13 protein-coding genes are annotated in these 17,973 nt (G+C 72.5%); 7 read left to right on the forward strand and 6 right to left on the reverse strand.

Annotated elements, in window-relative coordinates; genetic code table 11:
- Positions 1 to 66: 66 nt before the first annotated feature.
- From ACGFX4_RS00970 to ACGFX4_RS00980, 3 genes are all read right to left on the reverse strand, one after another.
- Positions 67 to 3,804, reverse strand: coding sequence for a multifunctional oxoglutarate decarboxylase/oxoglutarate dehydrogenase thiamine pyrophosphate-binding subunit/dihydrolipoyllysine-residue succinyltransferase subunit (locus ACGFX4_RS00970; protein WP_393069107.1), 3,738 nt, complete (start codon positions 3,802 to 3,804; stop codon positions 67 to 69).
- Between the two features lie 288 nt (positions 3,805 to 4,092).
- Positions 4,093 to 5,247 carry an ATP-binding protein gene (locus ACGFX4_RS00975; RefSeq protein WP_393069109.1) on the reverse strand — a complete coding sequence of 385 codons (1,155 nt, stop codon included), beginning with the start codon at positions 5,245 to 5,247 and terminating at the stop codon, positions 4,093 to 4,095.
- 77 nt (positions 5,248 to 5,324) lie between these two features.
- The gene (locus ACGFX4_RS00980; protein WP_345698944.1) at positions 5,325 to 6,050 is read right to left on the reverse strand and encodes a response regulator transcription factor; all 726 of its coding nucleotides are present in this window, start codon (positions 6,048 to 6,050) and stop codon (positions 5,325 to 5,327) included.
- A 412-nt stretch (positions 6,051 to 6,462) separates the two neighbouring features.
- Here ACGFX4_RS00980 and ACGFX4_RS00985 point away from each other — a divergent pair, with 412 nt between their 5' ends.
- The 5 genes from ACGFX4_RS00985 (at position 6,463) to ACGFX4_RS01005 (ending at position 13,170) form a co-directional block, all read left to right on the forward strand.
- Positions 6,463 to 7,152, forward strand: a complete 690-nt coding sequence (locus ACGFX4_RS00985) for a rhomboid-like protein (RefSeq protein ID WP_393069110.1) — start codon at positions 6,463 to 6,465, stop codon at positions 7,150 to 7,152.
- Between the two features lie 88 nt (positions 7,153 to 7,240).
- The gene (gene lon, locus ACGFX4_RS00990; RefSeq protein WP_393069111.1) at positions 7,241 to 9,631 is read left to right on the forward strand and encodes an endopeptidase La; all 2,391 of its coding nucleotides are present in this window, start codon (positions 7,241 to 7,243) and stop codon (positions 9,629 to 9,631) included.
- 287 nt (positions 9,632 to 9,918) lie between these two features.
- On the forward strand, positions 9,919 to 11,361 hold the full coding sequence (locus tag ACGFX4_RS00995) for a hypothetical protein (protein WP_393069113.1): 1,443 nt from the start codon (positions 9,919 to 9,921) through the stop codon (positions 11,359 to 11,361).
- Positions 11,362 to 11,397: 36 nt separating this feature from the next.
- Positions 11,398 to 11,919 carry a GtrA family protein gene (locus ACGFX4_RS01000; RefSeq protein WP_393069115.1) on the forward strand — a complete coding sequence of 174 codons (522 nt, stop codon included), beginning with the start codon at positions 11,398 to 11,400 and terminating at the stop codon, positions 11,917 to 11,919.
- A 54-nt stretch (positions 11,920 to 11,973) separates the two neighbouring features.
- A complete protein-coding gene (locus ACGFX4_RS01005) occupies positions 11,974 to 13,170 on the forward strand; it encodes an ROK family protein (RefSeq protein ID WP_393069326.1) in 1,197 nt (398 codons plus the stop codon).
- 61 nt (positions 13,171 to 13,231) lie between these two features.
- On the opposite strand, the gene ACGFX4_RS01010 is transcribed toward ACGFX4_RS01005, so the two are convergent.
- Complete coding sequence (locus tag ACGFX4_RS01010) at positions 13,232 to 14,263, reverse strand: DUF3533 domain-containing protein (protein ID WP_393069116.1); 1,032 nt, start codon at positions 14,261 to 14,263, stop codon at positions 13,232 to 13,234.
- A 108-nt stretch (positions 14,264 to 14,371) separates the two neighbouring features.
- On the opposite strand from ACGFX4_RS01010, the gene ACGFX4_RS01015 reads away from it, so the two are divergent.
- Positions 14,372 to 14,824: a MarR family winged helix-turn-helix transcriptional regulator gene (locus tag ACGFX4_RS01015; protein ID WP_393069118.1), complete on the forward strand. Its 453-nt coding sequence runs from the start codon at positions 14,372 to 14,374 to the stop codon at positions 14,822 to 14,824.
- 90 nt (positions 14,825 to 14,914) lie between these two features.
- The gene (locus ACGFX4_RS01020) at positions 14,915 to 16,417 is read left to right on the forward strand and encodes a DHA2 family efflux MFS transporter permease subunit (RefSeq protein WP_393069120.1); all 1,503 of its coding nucleotides are present in this window, start codon (positions 14,915 to 14,917) and stop codon (positions 16,415 to 16,417) included.
- 59 nt (positions 16,418 to 16,476) lie between these two features.
- Here ACGFX4_RS01020 and ACGFX4_RS01025 read toward each other — a convergent pair whose 3' ends face one another.
- Positions 16,477 to 16,710: a hypothetical protein gene (locus tag ACGFX4_RS01025; RefSeq protein WP_393069122.1), complete on the reverse strand. Its 234-nt coding sequence runs from the start codon at positions 16,708 to 16,710 to the stop codon at positions 16,477 to 16,479.
- A 13-nt stretch (positions 16,711 to 16,723) separates the two neighbouring features.
- Entirely contained in the window at positions 16,724 to 17,893 is a 1,170-nt protein-coding gene (locus tag ACGFX4_RS01030; protein WP_393069124.1) for an anion permease, read from the reverse strand.
- Between the last annotated feature and the right edge of the window lie 80 nt (positions 17,894 to 17,973).

Consider the following 17,973-nt stretch of genomic DNA (forward strand, 5'->3'; position numbering starts at 1 on the left):
CGGCCGGAACGCCGGAGGCCCGGCCCCCGCGCGGTGCGGGGGCCGGGCCTCGGCGGACGACCGGGGTCAGATCGAGAAGACCTCGTCGACGATGGCCTGCTGCTCCGCGGCGTGCCGCTTGGCCGAACCCACCGCCGGGGCGGAGGAGGCCGTGCGGGCGACGCGGCGCAGACGCGCACCGCCGTTGGCGCTGCGGCCGATGACGACCTGCAGGTGGTCGACCAGGTTCATCGCGATGAACGGCCAGGCACCCTGGTTGGCCGGCTCCTCCTGCGCCCAGATGAACTGGACGTCCGAGCCGTACTTGGCCAGCTCCTCCTGGAGCTCGGCGACCGGAAGCGGGTAGAGCCGCTCCATCCGGACGATCGCGGTGTCGGTGATACCGCGCTCGGTCCGGGCCCCCTCCAGGTCGTAGTAGAACTTGCCGGAGGTGATGACGACCTTGCGGACCTGCGCCGGGTTCACCGTGGAGTCCCCGATGACCGGGCGGAACGAGCCCGACAGGAACTCGCTGGTGGCGGACGCCGCGGCCTTCAGACGCAGCATCGACTTCGGGGTGAAGACGATGAGCGGCTTGTGGTGCGGGTTGTGCGCCTGCCAGCGCAGCAGGTGGAAGTAGTTCGACGGCAGGGTCGGCATCGCGACCGTCATGTTGTCCTGCGCGCACAGCTGCAGGAAGCGCTCCGGGCGGGCGGACGAGTGGTCCGGGCCCTGGCCCTCCATGCCGTGCGGCAGCAGCAGGGTGACGCCGGAGTGCTGGCCCCACTTCTGCTCGGCGGAGGCGATGTACTCGTCCACCATGGTCTGCGCGCCGTTGACGAAGTCGCCGAACTGCGCCTCCCACATGACCAGCGCGTTCGGGCGGGTCAGCGAGTAGCCGTACTCGAAGCCCATCGCCGCGTACTCCGACAGCAGGCTGTCGTAGACGGTGAAGCGGGCCTGGTCCTCGGTCAGGTACAGCAGCGGGGTGTAGTCCTCGCCGGTGTTGCGGTCGATCAGCACCGCGTGGCGCTGGCCGAAGGTGCCGCGGCGGGAGTCCTGGCCGGCCAGGCGGACCGGGTGGCCCTCCATCAGCAGCGAGCCGATGGCGAGGGTCTCGCCGGTGGCCCAGTCGATGGTGTTGTCCTCGACCGAGGCGGCGCGGCGCTGCAGCTGCGGCAGCAGGCGCGGGTGCACGGTCAGCCACTCGGGCAGGTTGACCTGCGAGGCGGCGATCCGCTTCACCATCTCCTCGGAGATGCCGGTCTGGATGTTGACCGGGAAGTCGGCGACCGGGCGGCCGTTGGCGGAGGTGGTCTGCGCGCTGGCCTCGCGGACCTCGGAGAAGACCTTCTCCAGCTGGCCCTGGAAGTCCTGGAGCGCCTGCTCCGCCTCTTCCATGGTGATGTCGCCGCGACCGATCAGGCCCTCGGTGTACAGCTTGCGCACCGAGCGCTTCTTGTCGATCAGGTCGTACATCAGCGGCTGGGTGAACGACGGGTTGTCGGCCTCGTTGTGACCGCGGCGGCGGTAGCAGATGAGGTCGATCACGACGTCCTTGTGGAACGCCTGGCGGAACTCGAAGGCGAGCCGCGCGACGCGGACCACGGCCTCCGGGTCGTCGCCGTTCACGTGGAAGATCGGGGCCTCGATCATGCGGGCCACGTCGGTGCAGTACATCGAGGAGCGCGAGGACGCCGGGGCGGCGGTGAAGCCGACCTGGTTGTTCACCACGATGTGCACGGTGCCGCCGGTGCGGTAGCCGCGCAGCTGCGACATGTTCAGGGTCTCCGCGACCACGCCCTGGCCGGCGAAGGCCGCGTCGCCGTGGACCTGGATCGGCAGCACCGGGAAGGTCGTGCCGCCCTGGTCCAGGATGTCCTGCTTGGCGCGGGCGATGCCCTCGACGACCGGGTCGACCGTCTCCAGGTGGGACGGGTTGGCGGCCAGCGACACCTTGATGGTCTCGCCGTCCAGGCCGGTGAAGGTGCCCTCGGCGCCCAGGTGGTACTTGACGTCGCCGGAGCCGTGCATGGACTTCGGGTCGAGGTTGCCCTCGAACTCGCCGAAGATCCGGCCGTACGGCTTGCCGACGATGTTGGCCAGCACGTTCAGGCGGCCGCGGTGGGCCATGCCGATGACGGCCTCGTCCAGGCGGTGCTCGGCCGCCGAGTCGATGGTCGCGTCCAGCAGCGGGATGAGGGACTCGCCGCCCTCCAGCGAGAAACGCTTCTGCCCGACGTACTTGGTCTGCAGGAAGGTCTCGAAGGCCTCGGCCGAGTTCAGCCGGCGCAGGATGCGCAGCTGCTCCTCGCGCTCGGGCTTGGTGTACGGCTTCTCCAGGCGCTCCTGCAGCCACTTGCGCTGCTTCGGGTCCTGGATGTGCATGTACTCGATGCCGACGGTGCGGCAGTAGGTGTTGCGCAGCAGACCGAGGATGTCGCGGAGCTTCATCATCTTCTGGCCGCCGAAGCCGCCGACCGCGAACTCGCGCTCCAGGTCCCACAGGGTGAGGCCGTGCTGGACGACGTCCAGGTCGGGGTGCTTGCGCTGCTTGTACTCCAGCGGGTCGGTGTCGGCCATCAGGTGGCCGCGCACGCGGTACGCGTGGATCAGCTCCATGACGCGGGCGGTCTTGTTGACCTCGTCGTCGTGGGTGGCGGCGACGTCGGTCGCCCAGCGGACCGGCTCGTACGGGATCCGCAGCGACTCGAAGACCTCGTCGTAGAAGCCGTTCTCGCCCAGCAGCAGCTGGTGGATCGAGCGCAGGAACTCACCCGACCCGGCGCCCTGGATGACGCGGTGGTCGTAGGTGGAGGTCAGCGTCATGGTCTTGGAGACGCCGAGGCGGGCCAGCGTGTCCGGGGAGGAGCCCTGGAACTCGGCCGGGTACTCCATGGCGCCGACGCCGACGATGGTGCCCTGGTTCTGCATCAGGCGCGGCACGGAGTGCACGGTGCCGATGCCGCCGGGGTTGGTCAGCGAGACGGTGACCCCGGTGAAGTCGTCCATGGTCAGCTTGTTGGCGCGGGCCCGGCGGACGATGTCCTCGTAGGCCTGCCAGAAGCCGAAGAAGTCGAGCGTCTCGGCCTTCTTGATGGCCGCGACGACGAGCTGGCGGTCGCCGTTCGGCTTGACCAGGTCGATGGCCAGGCCGAGGTTGATGTGCTGCGGCTTGACCAGGTAGGTCTTGCCGTCCTCCACCTTGTAGCTGTAGTTCATGCCCGGGTTGGCCTTGACGGCCTGGACCAGGGCGTAGCCGATCAGGTGGGTGAAGGAGACCTTCCCACCGCGGGCGCGCTGGAGGTGGTTGTTGATGACGATGCGGTTGTCGATCAGCAGCTTCGCCGGGACGGCGCGCACCGAGGTCGCGGTCGGGACCTCCAGGGACGCGTCCATGTTGGTCGCGACGGCCTTCGCCGGGCCGCGCAGCTGGACCAGCTCGGGGCCGGTCTCGGCGGCGGGCGCGACCGCGGCCGGGGCGGCGGCCTTGGGCGCCGGCGGGGCGGCGGGAGCGGCGGCGAGCGGCGCGGGCGCCGGCTGGACCGGAGCCGGAGCGGCCGGTGCAGCGGGGGCGGGCGCCGCCGGAGCGGCAGCGGCAGGAGCGGCAACGGGGGTCGGCGTGGGGCCGACCGGGGTTGCGGCCTGGGTCACTGGAGTCACCTCGGTACCGGGCTTGTAGTCGGCGAAAAAGTCCCACCAGGCTCGGTCGACCGAGTTGGGATCCTGGAGGTACTGCTGGTAGATCTCGTCGACGAGCCACTCATTGGGGCCGAAGCCAGTGGAGCTTGCCGAGCTGCTGGGGGTTTCAGGGTGTGGCGACATCGGGGCAACCGCCCTCTTCCGCTTCCTTTTGGATGGTTGGACAGCGGGGATTAAGGCTACGCCTCCGACCAGTGATCGCGCAGTCCCCACCGGTCAGGCGTCGCCCAGATCACATCGGCGGGCAGGATTTTGGCCGGATCTGCGCGTTAGAGATCCGGTAAAGGCGGGAACCCGGCCGGGCCCCCACCCTGCTGATACCGCCATTAAATCGGACAAAAGGTGGCGCCGGTACCGTCCGGACGCGATCTTCCGCCCGGGTCCGACATGTTTGTACCGGTTGTGTGACAACTAGGCGCCGAGTCGGGCCCTGAGCTGGGCCTCACCCGGCAGGGTGACCTCGATCAGGCAGCCGCGACCGGCCTCGGCCACCCGGATCTCGCCGCCGTGCAGGTCCACCGCCCAGCGGGCGATGGCCAGCCCCAGGCCGGTGCCGCCGTCGCTGCCCGGGCCGAGCGCGGTCGCGGAGCCGCTGCGGCCGAAGCGCTCGAAGACCCGCTCGCGGTCGGCGGCGGGGATGCCGGGGCCCTGGTCCTCGACCTCCAGCAGCAGCGCGCCGGGCCGCTGCCCGGCCCGGGCCCGCACGGTCACCGTGCCGCCGGCCGGGGAGTGCTTGCAGGCGTTGTCGACCAGGTTGGCCACCACCTGGTGCAGCCGCTCGGCGTCGGCCACCGCGCTCAGGCAGGACGGCTCGACGTCCAGGGCCAGGTGCAGGTCGCCGCGCCGGGCGTACGCGCCGCCGGCGGTGGCGCCGTCCACGGTCACCCCGCGCAGCACGCCGTCCAGGAACGGGCGGACGTCGAACGGGCGGGCGTCCAGCGGCACCACGCCGTCGTCCAGCTTGGACAGGTCGAGCAGGTGGGTGACCAGCCGGCCGAGCCGCTCGGTCTGCTCCAGGGCCGCGCCCAGGCTCTGCGGGTCGGGCTTCACGACCCCGTCCACCACGTTCTCCAGCACGCCGCGCAGCGCGGCGATGGGCGTGCGCAGCTCGTGCGAGACGTTGGCGATCAGCTCCCGGCGGTGCCGGTCGGCGGCCTCCAGGTCGGCGGCCATCAGGTTGAAGGTGGCGGCCAGCTCGCCGATCTCGTCGCGGGAGGAGGCGTCCACCCGGGCGCTGTAGTCGCCCCGGGCCATCGCCCGGGCGGCGGCCGTCATGGCGCGCAGCGGAGCGGTCAGGCCGTGCGCGAGGAACTGCATGAAGAGCAGCGAGGCGATGGTGGAGAAGATCATGATGATCCGGATCTGGGTCTCCGACCGGATCGCGACCACCACCATCCCGGTGGCCAGCACCACGGAGACGATCACCAGCAGGGCGAGCTTGCCCTTGATCGAGCGGACCGGGTCGAACGGCCGCATGTCGGCCCACACGCGGCGCGCGGCGCGCGCGGCCAGGCCGGGGCGCGGGGAGCGCTCGGCGTCCCCGTTGCGTTGCTGAGGAAAGGTCATGGCAGGTCCCGAGTCCGTGTGCCTGTGGGGCTCTGCGCGGCGATGGGCCCCCCGGTGGCCCATGCCGTCCGCGCCGCCTAGGAGAGCGGGGCCTCCAGGGCGTACCCGACGCCGTGCACCGTGCGGATCCAGCTCGCGCCGATCTTCCGGCGCAGCGCCTTCACGTGGCTGTCGACCGTGCGGGTGCCCGAGGCGTCCGTCCAGTCCCAGACCTCGGCGAGCAGCTGCTCGCGGGTGAGCACCGCGCGCGGCTGCGCGGCCAGGCAGGCGAGCAGGTCGAACTCGGTGGGCGTCAGGTGGACGTCCTCCGTGCCCAGCCGGACCCGGCGCTGCACGTGGTCGATCTCCAGTTCGCCGAAGCGGAGGCTGCCGAGCGCCGGCGTCCGTGCCGCCTGCTGGGCCCGCTCCACGCGGCGCAGCAGCACGTTGACCCGGGCCGCCAGCTCGCGCATCGAGAACGGCTTGGTCATGTAGTCGTCCGCACCGACGCCGAGGCCGACCAGCAGGTCCGTCTCGTCGTCGCGGGCGGTCAGCATCAGCACCGGCACCGGGCGCTGGGCCTGGATCCGGCGGCACACCTCGAGGCCGTCGAAGCCGGGCAGCATGATGTCGAGGACCACCAGGTCCGGCTGCCAGGTGTGGAAGCCGTCCACCGCGCCGGGGCCGTCGTGGGCCACGGCGACCTTGAAGCCCTCCGCGCCCAGTCGGGCCGCGATGGACTCCGCGATGGTGGGTTCGTCCTCCACCACGAGCACCCGACGCTGGGTACCCACCGGGCCGTTGTTGAGGGTTTCCTGCTGCATTTCTGTCACGGTCACGCCACCGCCCCCAGGGCTGCGGGCCGGCTGCCTGTGGGGACAGCGGGCTCCGCGTCGTAGTCGTCTTGTTCCGTCGTGGGCTTTGCCCGGCCCGCCCCTACGCAGCGTACGGACACCGCATGTGTTCCGGCAGGTGAACCGGACACTTCAGGCGGGCACGGGCCGCTACCTTACCTGCCCAAAATCTCCCCCGTAACGGTGCGTATACCCCTCGGTCGGGCTGTCGCCCAGTGTCCGCACGGCTACTCGTGCGTAAGCGGAGGGCTGGTATGGACCAAGGGGGAAGGGGAAGCGGTATGCATCGTTCCACTCTTCACAGGACTTCCTCAGCAGACTCCCAGGACCGCGACGTATCGTGGGCACGTCAAGGCGCGTCAGACCCGGACGGGGAGGTGCGATGGCCGGCACCCGGGCACTGTCGCGCCTCGCGCGCGCCCTCGGTCGGGGTGTTCCGACGCCGCGTCGCAACCCCTTCGCGCTGGGGTACCTCGCCCTGCTGCTCGGCACCACGCTGTTCGCGCGCTTCGCGGACCCCGGCACGGTGCAGCGACTGCACCAGGCCTCCAGCAGCGACGCCCACAACCTCTTCGTCCACCCCGTGCGGGCCCTGCTGTTCAGTGGCCTCTGGGTGGCCGGGCCGGTCTGGCTCCCCTACTTCTGGGCCTTCCTCTTCACCGTCGCCCCGCTGGAGCGCCGGATCGGCGGGCTGCGGGCGGCCGGCGTCCTCGCCACCGGGCACGTCGGGGCCACCCTGCTCTCCCAGGCCGTCGTGGTCGCCGCCGTCGCGGCCGGCCGCGCCCCCGCCGCCGACCTCGACGCGCTGGACATCGGCGTCAGCTACGGCGTGCTGACCAGCCTCGGTGCGCTGGCCGGCCTGCTGCCGCCGCGCTGGCGGGCGGCCGTGCTGGCCGGTGCCGCGCTGTTCGTCGGCCGTCAGGCGCTCGCCGACGGCGACCTGGTCACCGCCGTCGGCCACCCCGCCGCGCTCGCCGCCGGCGTCGCCCTCTGGCCGTTCCTGCGCCGCCGCGACCGCGCCCGCCCCGCCCGGCCGCAGGGCGCCCTGGTGCTCGCCGACGCCCGGCGCTGATCGCTCACAGCGAACAGTCGGCCGGGAACATCCGGGGCCCGCCAAACCTTAGTCAGGTCAGCTCAACTTCACTGACTGGGGAGAGATCATGGCATCGACGTCCACTCCGCTCACCCTGCCGGTCCTGCCGCTCGACGACGAGGTCGTGCTCCCCGGCATGGTCGTGCCGCTCGACCTCAAGGACACCGAGGTCCGCGCCGCCGTCGAGGCCGCCCGCTCGGCCGCCGGCGGCGCCAAGCCGCAGGTCCTGCTGGTGCCCCGGCTGGACGGCTCGTACGCCGCGGTCGGCACCCTCGCCACCGTCGAGCAGGTCGGCCGGCTCGCCGACGGCGACCCCGCCGCCCTGGTCCGCGCCGTCCGCCGGGTGCGGATCGGCACCGGCACCACCGGCCCCGGCGCCGCGCTCTGGGTCGAGACCGGCCCGTTCCGCGAGTCCGACCCCGGCCTCCCGGTGGCCGGCCGCGCAGCCGACCTGGTCAAGGAGTACAAGGCGCTCTCCACCCAGTGGCTGCGCAAGCGCGGCGCCTGGCAGGTCGTCGACCGGGTCGCCGCCATCGACGGCGTCGGCGAGCTCGCCGACAACATCGGCTACGCCCCCTTCGTCACCGCCGAGCAGAAGCTCAAGGCCCTGCTGGAGGCCGACCAACTCGCCCGCCTCGAGTACGCCCTCGGCCTGCTCCGCGACCACCTCGCCGAGGAGGAGGTCAACGACACCATCCGCAAGGACGTCGAGGAGGGCGTCGCCAAGCAGCAGAAGGAGTTCCTGCTCCGCCGCCAGCTGGAGGCCGTCCGCAAGGAGCTCGCCGAGCTGAACGGCGAGTCCGGCACCGAGGAGGACGACTACCGGGCCCGGGTCGAGGCCGCCGACCTGCCCGAGAAGGTCCGCGAGGCCGCCCTCAAGGAGGTCGACAAGCTGGAGCGCTCCAGCGACCAGTCGCCCGAGGGCTCCTGGATCCGCACCTGGCTGGACACCGTGCTGGAGCTGCCCTGGAACGAGCGCTCCGAGGACGCCTACGACATCGCCGGCGCCCGCGCCGTACTGGACGCCGACCACGCGGGCCTGACCGACGTGAAGGACCGGATCGTCGAGTACCTGGCCGTCCGCAAGCGCCGCGCCGACCAGGGCCTCGGCCTGATCGGCGGCCGCCGCGGCGGCGCCGTGCTCGCCCTGGTCGGCCCGCCCGGCGTCGGCAAGACCTCGCTCGGCGAGTCGGTGGCCAGGGCGATGGGCCGCTCCTTCGTCCGGGTCGCGCTCGGCGGCGTCCGCGACGAGGCCGAGATCCGCGGCCACCGCCGGACGTACGTCGGCTCGATCCCCGGCCGCATCGTGCGGGCGATCAAGGAAGCCGGATCGATGAACCCGGTGGTGCTGCTCGACGAGATCGACAAGGTCGGCTCCGACTACCGGGGCGACCCGGCCGCCGCCCTGCTCGAAGTCCTCGACCCGGCGCAGAACCACACCTTCCGCGACCACTACCTGGAGGTCGAGCTCGACCTGTCGGACGTGGTCTTCCTCGCCACCGCCAACGTGCTCGAACAGATCCCCGAGCCGCTGCTCGACCGGATGGAACTCGTCCGGCTCGACGGCTACACCGAGGACGAGAAGGTCGTCATCGCCCGCGACCACCTGCTGCCGCGCCAGCTGCAGAAGGCCGGCCTGACCGGCGAGGAGGTCGCCGTCGACGAGACCGCGCTGCGCAGGCTCGCCGGCGAGTACACCCGCGAGGCCGGAGTCCGCACCCTGGAACGCTCGATCGCCCGCATCCTGCGGAAGGTCGCCGCGCAGGCCGAGCTCGGCGAGCGGCAGCTCCCCGCCGCGATCGGCGCGGACGACCTGCGGGCCCTGATCGGGCGGCCGCACCACACCCCCGAATCCGCACAGGAACCCGCCGAGCGGCGCACCGCGGTCCCCGGCGTGGCCACCGGCCTCGCCGTCACCGGCGCGGGCGGCGACGTCCTCTACATCGAGGCCTCGCTCGCCGACGCCGAGACCGGCTCGACCGGGGTGATCCTCACCGGGCAGCTCGGCGACGTGATGAAGGAGTCCGCCCACATCGCGCTCTCCTACCTGCGCTCGCGCGGCGCCGAACTGGAACTCCCGGTAACCGGCCTGCGGGACCGCGGCATCCACCTGCACGTCCCCGCGGGCGCCGTCCCCAAGGACGGGCCCAGCGCCGGCATCACCATGACCACCGCGCTCGCCTCGCTGCTCTCCGGACGCAAGGTCCGGACGGACGTCGCGATGACCGGTGAGGTGTCGCTGACCGGGCGGGTGCTGCCGATCGGCGGCGTGAAGCAGAAGCTCCTCGCCGCGGACCGGGCGGGCGTCACCACGGTGATCATCCCCAAGCGCAACGAGCCCGACCTCGACGACGTCCCCACCGAGGTCCTCGACAGGCTCACCGTCCACGCGGTCGCCGACGTCCGGGAGGTGCTGCAGCTGGCGCTGGAGCCTGCGGACGTTCTCGTGACCGCGTAAGCCGCAGCAGGGGCGCGAGGCTCCGTCGAACGGCGGCTCCGCCGCAAATCCGCAGAGCCTCGCGCCCCTTGCGGGGCGTTCCCTGTGTGCGAAAGGGTTGCCCCATGCATCGCCACGCGTACTTGAGCCGTCGACTCACCGTCGACCTGGCGTACGCGTGCTCCGCGATCTGTCACCGCGCGTTCTAGCGCGGTGTCCCCGCCCGGCCGTGGCCGGGAGTGCGTCCGGGTGTGTGCACCGCCGTGCGGTCGACCCATCCCCTTTCTCCGTACTCAGACGGGACACCCATGCGCCTCGCGCTGCCCATGCGCGCCGCCGTACTCGCGGCCGCCGCGCTCCTCGCTCTTCCCTCCGCGCCCGCCGGGGCGGCGGCCGCGCCGTACGCGCCGCTGCCGCCGCACAATCCGTACGCCGGGCCGGACGGGACGGCCACGATGCACGGCGACACCGGCTCCTCGGACGCGACCCCGCTGCCGGGCCCGCCCGCCGGGTCGCTGGGCTCGCACCGCACGGCGCTCGCGTCCGCCTGCCCGACCGTGCTGGTCGGCGCCGACGGGTACCCGGTGGCGCTGTGCACGGAGATCTTCGGCCGGACGCCGACCGTCCACCTGCTCGACCCGGCGGGCGGCGGTTCGCTGGCGGAGCTGTCGCTGCCCAAGGGCTCCCTGCTCGGCGGCGTCTACGCGTACCTGGACCACCAGGACCGGCTGGTCGCCGTCGACGGCAACCGGGACCTGGTGCGGGTCGGCCACCGCCGTACCGCGGGCGGCGGCTGGCAGCTGACCGTCGACAGCCGGCTGTCGCTGGCCGGCGCGGTGCCGGACGGCGACGCGGTGACCGGGGTCTCGCCGGACTGGCAGGGCCGGGTCTGGTTCGCGACCGGCCGGGGCGTGGTGGGCACCGCCGACGACCGGACCGGCGCCGTGCGCGCCCTCGCCCTCCCGGCGGGCGAGCAGGTCGCCAACTCCATCTCCACCGCGCCCGAGGGCACCGCGGTCGCCACCACCCGTGCCAGTTACCTGCTGACCGCCGATGCCGACGGCACCCCGCGGATCGCCTGGCGGCAGCCGTACGACCGCGGCCCCGGGCGCAAGCCGGGCCAGCTCAGCTGGGGCACCGGCTCGACCCCGACGTTCTTCGGCCCGCGCACCGGCACCGACTACCTGACGATCGTCGACAACGCCGCCCCGACCGTGAACCTGCTGGTGTACCGCACCGCCGACGGCTCGCCGGTGTGCTCCGTGCCCGTGCTGAGGGCGGGCGGCAGCGGCAGCGAGAACTCGCCGATCGCGGCCGGCAACGCGGTGTTCGTCGCCTCCACCTACGGCTACCCGTACCCGGCGCTGCCGGAGGGGGCGGGCGCGAGCGTCCCGGCGTCGGGCACCTACTACGGGGGGCTGTCGCGGGTCGACGTCCGGGCCGACGGCAGCGGGTGCGACCTGGTGTGGGACAACAAGGTGCGGTCCGCCGCGGTGCCCCGGCTCTCCACCGCGGACGGGCTGATCCACACCGTGCTGCGCCGCCCGGTGATCCCCGGCACGTACGGCACCTCGGAGCTCGACCCGTACGACTACGCGGAGATCGACCCGGCCACCGGGAAGGTGGTGCGCACCGAGTGGCTGGGCAGCGGCTTCCTCTTCGACACCCTGCAGATGGTGGGCTCGATCGCTCCCGGGGGCGTGGTGCTGCAGGGCACCACCACCGGGGTGGTCCGGATCGCGGCCGGCTGAGCGCGCGCGGGGCCGGGGCGTGCGACACTGCGGGACATGCCGTCGCTCACACAGCGCGCCCTGGCCCGGGTGCCCGGTCGCTACCGCCCGTTCCTGGTCAAGCACCGGAAGCTGGTGAAGTTCCTGGTGGTCGGTGGCACGTGCTTCCTGCTCACCATGTTGATCAACTTCACGCTGAAGCTGACCGTGCTGAGCCACAAGCCGGTGGTCGCGCTGACCGTCGCCACCGTGGTCACGACGATCATCTCGTACGTGCTCAACCGCCAGTGGTCCTTCCGGGCGGCGGGCAAGCAGCGCGAGGCGGCGTTGTTCTTCGTGGTCAGCGGTCTGGCGGTGCTGGTGAACGACCTGCCGCTGATCGCCTCCCGGTACGTCTTCGACCTGCGCGAGCCGGACGTCTCGCACCTCACCCAGGAGGTCGCGGACTTCGTCAGCGGCATGATCATCGGCACCCTGGTCGCCATGGTGTTCCGCTACTGGGCGATGAACCGCTTCGTCTTCACCCGGCTCTCGGCGCGCGCCACCGGCGACCAGGCCCGCGAGCCCGAACACGTCTGACCTCGCTACGCTGCCGGACACGGCGATCACGCGGGTCGGAACGGGGTGAGCGGGATGCAGGTGCGCGGCGGACCCGCCAGTCAGCAGGGCATGCGCCGGGCCAATCTGGCGCTGGTGCTCGGCGAGATCGCGGCCGGTCCCAAGTCGCGGGCCGAGGTGGCCGCGCGGACCGGGCTGACCAGGGCGGCGGTCTCCTCACTGGTGGACGAGCTGACCGCCGGCGGCCTGGTCGCCGAGAGCGGGCCCGCCGTGCCGAGCGGGAAGGTCGGCCGACCGGGCACCGCACTGGTGCTGGCCCCGGACGGCCCCGCCGGTCTCGGCGGCGAGATCGGCGTCGAGCACCTGGCCGCCTGCGTGGTCGACCTGCGCGGTGAGGTCCGGGAGTGGCGGCGGCGGGACATCCGCAACCGCGACCGGACGCCGGAGGCGGTCCTCGCCGACCTCGCCGAGCTGCTCCGCGAGGTCGCCGACGCGGCCGGCCTGGCCCCGGCCGGGATCGCCGTCGCCGTGCCCGGCCTGGTCGGCGCGGCGGAGGGCGTGGTGGTCCGGGCGCCCAACCTGGGCTGGTCCGGGGTGCCGGTCGCGGCGGGACTGCGGCCGGCCCTGCGGCAGGCCGGCGCCACCGGGCTGGCCGGCCTGCCGATCGGGATCGACAACGAGGCCAACCTCGGCGGGCTCGCCGAGCACTGGCTGGGCGGGCGGCCCGACTCCTTCTGCCACCTCTCGGCCGAGGCCGGCATCGGTGCCGCGCTGGTCGTCGACGGGCGGCTGCTGCGCGGGGCCAGGGGCTTCGCCGGCGAGCTCGGCCATGTCCCCGTCCGGCCCGACGGGCCCGCCTGCCCGTGCGGCGCGCGGGGGTGCCTGGAGCAGTACGCGGGCGAGCAGGCGGTGCTGCGGGCCGCCGGGCTGCCCGGCTTCGTCGACGACTGGGTGGGCGAGCTGGCCCGCCGGGCCCGGGCCGGCGACGCCGCGGTCCGGGAGGCGCTGGCCGCCGCCGGCACCGCGCTCGGGATCGCGGTCGCGGGGGCGGTGAACCTGATCGACCCGGCCGAGGTGGTCCTCGGCGGCGGCTACGCGGAGCTGGGGGAGTGGCTGCTGCCCGCGATGCGCGACGAGCTGGCGGCGCGGGTCACCGTCCGGCCGTGGGACGACGGCTGGCTGACCGTCTCCGAGCTGGGCCGCCGGGGCCCGCTGCTGGGGGCCGCGGTGGGCGTGGTGCGCGCGGTGCTGGCCGACCCGGGCCGGGACTGAGCCGGTCCGGGCCGGGACTGAGCCGGTCCGGGCCGGGACGGAGCCGACCCGGGCCGCGGGCTCACGCGGGCTTCTCCGCCCGGCCGGCCTGCGGCCGGCGCAGGACGGCGAGGAAGGTGACGCCGACGCCGACGGCCGCCCAGGCGGCGAGGACGAGCAGCGGCACGGCGATGTTGGTGGAGCCGAGGTAGGCGATCGAGCGGGCGACGTCGGTGCCGGCGCCGTTGGGGATCCAGGCGCCGATCGCCCGCCAGAACGCGGGCAGCAGCGGCGGCGGGAACACCCCGCCCGCGCTCGGGTTGCCGAGGACGACGAAGATCAGCACCGCGAGCCCGATCCCGACCACGTCGAACAGGCACTGCAGCGACATGGTGATCGCCCCGACGCTGAACACCACCAGGGCCCCCAGCCACCACAGTGCGACGGTCGACCCGGGCAGCGCGCCCAGGACCGGCCCGATGATCAGCGCTCCGCCGAGTCCGGCGGCGATCGAGTACAGCGCCAGCGTGCCGAGCCGCAGCACCGCGCGGCCGGTGTTCGCGGGGCGCGACCCGGCGCTGATGCCGAGGATCGAGGCGACCAGGTAGCCGCCGACGCACCAGCCGATCACCAGGTAGAACGAGGACAGCCCCTCGGCGTCGCCCTCCGCGAGCGGGATGGTGTCGTCGACGACCACGGTGCGGCCCTGGGCCTTGTCGACCTCGGTGACGATGGTCGCGGCGGCCGTCGCGGCGGCGGGGCCGCGGGCGTCGGCGACGAGCAGGGTGTCCTGGGTGCCGGCGGGGTCGACGATCCAGGCCGCGTAGATCTTCTGGTCCTTGATTCTCGCCTCGGCGGTGGCCCGGTCGGGGGCGGTGGAGGCGCGGACGGCGTCGTCGGGGACCGATTCGAGGGCGGCGACCAGCCGGGGGGCGAGCTGCTCGGGCGCGACCACGGCGATGGAGAGCTCGTGCGGGCGGGGGTGGTGGAGGGCGCCGACGTACGAGGTGATGAAGCCGAGTTGGAGCAGCAGGACACCGATGACCAGCAGCGCGGCCCGGGGGGTCACCGCGTCCTTGAGGTCGGAGGTGAAGCTGCTTCGCGGCTCGGCCATGGCGGCGGCTCTCCTGGTGCATCCGTTGAAATAGGCACAAAACGGATACTTCATACCATGAAACAGTTGTCGGGCCGGGGAGGCGCGAGCTGCGCGATACTGATCGCCATGAGTGGCGACGCGGCGGCGGAGACGGCCTTCCTGGCGGTGGAGCGGGAGGTCGGCGTGCTGTTCCGGCGCGGCCGGGCGCGGGCCGCGGAGATGTCGCGGATGGTGCACCCCTCGCTGGAGGGCGTCGCCTACAGCATGCTCGGCTTCATCTGGCAGGCCGGGCGGGTGCGGGTGACCGACATCGGGCTGCACTTCGGCGTGGGCAAGGCGACGATCAGCCGGCAGATCAAGGTGATCGAGGAGCTCGGCCTGGTGGTCCGGGAGGCCGATCCGCAGGACGGACGGTCGTTCCTGGTGTCGCTGACGCCGGAGGGCGAGACGCGCTTCCTGGCGGCGCGCGAGGTGCGGCTGGAGCGCCTGCGGCGGCTGCTGGGCACCTGGGAGACGGTGGACGTCCGGCAGTTCGCGCAACTGCTGGAGCGGTTCAACACGCTCACCGACGAGTCCTGAGGCTCTTTGCCTCCCCTTGAAGAAGGTTGCCTGGGTCAACCATCTGCGTATAGTTGCTTGAGGCAACGAAATTTACGCCGAAGGACCCGAATGACCCACCGCCAGGTACTCAAAGCCCTCTCCGGACTCCTGCTCGGCCTCTTCGTGGCCGTGCTCTCCTCGACCGTCGTCTCCAACGCCCTGCCGCGCATCCTCACCGACCTGCACGGCGGCGAGTCCGCGTACACCTGGGTGATCACCGCGGCGCTGCTCTCGATGACCGCCTCCACCCCGCTCTGGGGCAAGCTCTCCGACCTGCTCAGCAAGAAGCTGCTGGTCCAGGTCGCCATGGGGATCTACGTGGTCTCCTCGGCGCTCGCCGGGCTCTCCCAGAGCACCGGCGCGCTGATAGCCTGCCGCGTCCTGCAGGGCATCGGCGCCGGCGGCGTGATCGCGCTCGGCCAGATCTGCCTCGCCGCGATGGTCCCGCCGCGCGAACGCGGCCGCTACAGCGGCTACTTCGGCGCCGTCTTCGCCCTCGCCACGATCGGCGGACCGCTGATCGGCGGCGTCATCGTGGACACCGACTGGCTCGGCTGGCGCTGGTGCTTCTACGTCGGCATCCCGTTCGCCGTGGTGGCCGTCCTGGTGCTGCAGCGCACCCTGGACCTCCCCGAGCAGACCACCCGCAAGCCGCGGATCGACTACCTCGGCGCGCTGCTGATCACCGCCGCCGTCAGCCTGCTGATGATCTGGATCAGCCTGGCCGGCAAGGACTACGCCTGGCTGTCCTGGCAGAGCGCCGCGATGGTCGGCGGCGGTCTCCTGCTCGCCGTCGCCTTCGTCGCGGTGGAACGCCGGGCCGCCGAGCCGATCGTCCCGCTCGACCTCTTCCGCCACCGCACCGTCGCGCTCGCCTCGGTCGCCAGCGCGCTGGTCGGCGTCGGGATGTACGGCGCGACCACCTTCCTCGGCCAGTTCTTCCAGCTCGCCAAGGAGAAGACGCCCACCCAGGCCGGACTGCTCACCCTGCCGATGATCCTCGGCCTGGCGCTCTCCTCCACCGTCGCCGGAAAGCTGATCACCAAGTACGGCAAGTGGAAGATCTACCTGGTCGGCGGCACCGTGCTGCTCACCGCCGGGCTCGCCCTGCTCGGCGGCATGCGCGACGACAGCCCGTACGGCTACCTCGCCGCCGCCATGGCGATCACCGGCATCGGGCTCGGACTGACCAGCCAGAACCTGGTGCTCGCCGTGCAGAACACCGTGCCCCGGCACGAGCTCGGCGCCGCCAGCTCGGTGGTCACCTTCTTCCGGACGATGGGCGGGGCGATGGGCGTCTCGGCGCTCGGCGCGCTGCTCGGCAACCGGGTCTCCCACTACCTCGCGCAGAACCTCGCCGGGGCGGGCGTCCAGCCGTCCGGCGGCGCGGGTCTCGGCGGCGGGGAGATCCCGGACCTGCACCGGCTCCCGGCGGGGGTCGTGCCGCTGGTCACCGACGCCTTCGGGCACGGCGTCGGGACGGTCTTCCTGGTGGCGGCGCCGTTCGCGCTGGTGGCGGTGCTCGTCGTGCTCGCCGTGCGGGAGGTGCCGCTGCGCACGACGGCCCAGTAGCCGGACGCGAAAGGGGCGCCGGGCTCGATCGAGCCCGGCGCCCCTTTTCTGCGTGCGCGCTACTTGTTGGCGATCAGCGAGATGCCGTAGAGCACCACGCCCGCGCAGGCGGCGAAGCAGAGGGTGGCGGCGGCGAGGGCCGGGAAGGCCTTCGCGGTGGAGCCGCCCGACTCGACGACGCTGTCACGACGGTTCAGGGCGAGGATGCCCAGGGCGAAGACCAGGACCACCGCGAGGGTGATGCCGAGGCTGACGCCGGCGGTCTGGGCGAGTGCGGCCCACTTGATCTGCATGGCGGACGTCCTCTCAGGCCGCGACGGTGGTGGTGGTGGCGGTCGGGCCGGCCGGCGCGGTGCCGGCGATCTCGACCTCGGTCACGTCGTTGACGTTGTCGGCGTGGACCGGCTGGCGGCGGGAGATGACCCACATCGAGCCGGCGCCGATCACCAGGGCGGCACCGACCAGGGCCACGCCCCAGTCGCCCTTGTCGGCGACGAAGGCGGCGATGCCCGCGACGGTGGCGGCGGCCGGCAGGGTCAGGCCCCAGGTGTAGACCATGCGGCGGACCATGCCCCAGTTCAGCCGGCCGGACGGGCCGCCGAGGCCGGCGCCCATGATGCCGCCGGAGCAGACCTGGGTGGTGGACAGGCCGTAGCCCATGTGCGAGGACGTCAGGATGACGGTCGCGGCCGCGGTCTCCGAGGAGAAGCCCTGCGGGGGCTTGATGTCCGCGAGGCCGGAGCCCATCGAGCGGATGATCCGCCAGCCGCCCATGTAGGTGCCGACCGCGATGGCCGCGCCGGCGCTGACGATCACCCAGGTCGGCGGCTGCGCGCCCTTGGGCAGGGCGTTCGCGGAGATCAGGGTCAGGGTGATGATGCCCATCGTCTTCTGGGCGTCGTTGGTGCCGTGGGCGAGCGAGATCAGCGAGGACGAGAAGATCTGGCCGCGCCGGAAGCCCTTGTCGGTGGCCTTGCGGTCGCCGCGGCGGGTGATCAGGTACGCGATCTTCGTGGCGCCCCAGGACGCGAGGCCCGCGATGATCGGGGAGACGACCGCCGGGATCAGGATCTTGGAGACCACGGTGGTGAAGTTCACGCCGTGCAGGCCGACGCCGACCACGGTGGCGCCGATCAGGCCGCCGTACAGGGCGTGGGAGGAGCTGGAGGGCAGACCCTTGAGCCAGGTCAGCAGGTTCCAGAGGATGGCTCCGACCAGTGCCGCGAAGATGATCGACGGCTGCAGGCCGGTCTTCTCGTTGACGATGCCGCCGGAGATGGTGGTGGCGACCTTCACCGAGAGGAACGCTCCGGCGAAGTTGAGGACCGCTGCGATGGCGACCGCGACCTTCGGCTTCAGAGCGCCGGTGGCGATGGAGGTGGCCATCGCGTTGGCGGTGTCGTGGAAGCCGTTGGTGAAGTCGAAGGCGAGCGCCGTGACGATCACGACGGCCACCAGGAACGTGATGTGTTCCATACCCAAACAATCGTCGTAGTTGGCGGACTGACGTTGTTGTCCTCGGCGACCGTAGGGACGAATGGTGAACGGAAGGTGAA

The sequence above is a fragment of the Kitasatospora sp. NPDC048365 genome, from assembly GCF_043200835.1.
GTDB lineage: Bacteria > Actinomycetota > Actinomycetes > Streptomycetales > Streptomycetaceae > Kitasatospora > Kitasatospora terrestris.